Consider the following 1272-nt stretch of genomic DNA (forward strand, 5'->3'; position numbering starts at 1 on the left):
CATGCCTCCATCGCGATAAGCGTTCCGGGCTCGAAGTGTCGAACGCAATCCAGCAATTTTGAACGGGAGATCTTCTTGTTATATGCAATTGAACCATCAACCATCCAGACGCATACCTGAAAAACAGATTTGGCAATGTCGATACCAACAACTCTGATTGTGTTCATGTGATATCACTCCTGAATTAATTGCAGTCAATAGAGTATGGCACTGGCTACTTCAGGGAGGGGCGTCCATAACATCACTACAAGTGCAATCTGACTAAGCCAAAACATTCTTTAGCCGTAGGCTCAAATCATGGAGTCCATCATTACTTACTGTGTGTCCAACAGGATAGGTCTTACGTGTAGCTTCATACCCCGCATTTTGCAGAGTATCCCCTGCTGTCATTGTCAGCGCGGTTAATACGATGTCGTCTTTCTCTCCATGGGCCATAAAGACAGGCGTTGTTCGATGTGTATCATGCTGCTCAGCTGAAGAAGCAGAGGCAAGAGGCAGATAGCCAGACATACCAAAAATTCCGGCCAGACGATGCCCGAAACGGATGCCTGTAATCAGGGATCGTGCTGCCCTGAGAGAATCCCCCAATGACAATCCGCTTTCATACCGCGCGAATTTCGCGGTGTATCAGACTCTCATAATATCCCATCGTATTACGCAGTCCTGTTTCGTCTTCCGAACGAGAAAAATCAGAATGACGTTAATCGTACCAGGCCGGTCTGTACTGTCCCCCGCCCGCGATACTGCTTGAATTATTAGCGCTTTAACAACCAGCGCTTCTGGATCGAGATTTTCTGGTTCAAGTTAAAAATAATGAGGTTATTATCAAAGCATCATTCCCAGGGTAATCCTTGCTCCCAGCTTTCGACAAGCAGGTCAATAAAGGCCCGAATTCGCGGTGATAAATGTCGTTTACTGGGATAAATGAGCCGAATAGGTTCCGGAGGGAAAGGAAACYCCTCAAGCACAGGTATCAGCTTACCGCTACGCAAATCCTCCCCTAGCAAATAGGTCGGTAAGTGAACGATACCAAATCCGGAAATTGCCGACGCCCGCATGGCTTCCGAACTGTCGAGGTTAAGCCTGCCTGGCCCTTCATAAACAAAAGTGCCTTCCGGGGTCACAAACCGCCAGCTGCGTCTCTTTTCTGCACTCAGAAGAAAAATAGTGTCATGCCCGGTTAAGTCTGCGGGTGTTACTGGAGCGCCCCGTGAGGATAAATACTCGGGTGATGCACAAGTGACAATGTGCTGCGAAGCAATTGTACGGGTA

At 48.1% G+C, this 1272-nt stretch carries 2 protein-coding genes; both read right to left on the reverse strand.

Going from position 1 to position 1272, the window contains the following annotated elements; genetic code table 11:
- Positions 1 to 261 precede the first annotated feature (261 nt).
- On the reverse strand, positions 262 to 594 hold the full coding sequence (locus AC1DUO_RS25080) for an alpha/beta hydrolase (protein WP_449632633.1): 333 nt from the start codon (positions 592 to 594) through the stop codon (positions 262 to 264).
- 239 nt (positions 595 to 833) lie between these two features.
- Positions 834 to 1272 (reverse strand): substrate binding domain-containing protein (locus AC1DUO_RS25085; RefSeq protein WP_477989392.1); only part of this gene is annotated, 439 nt, incomplete at its 5' end.

Source organism: Rahnella sp. P4_A8 (assembly GCF_056402435.1).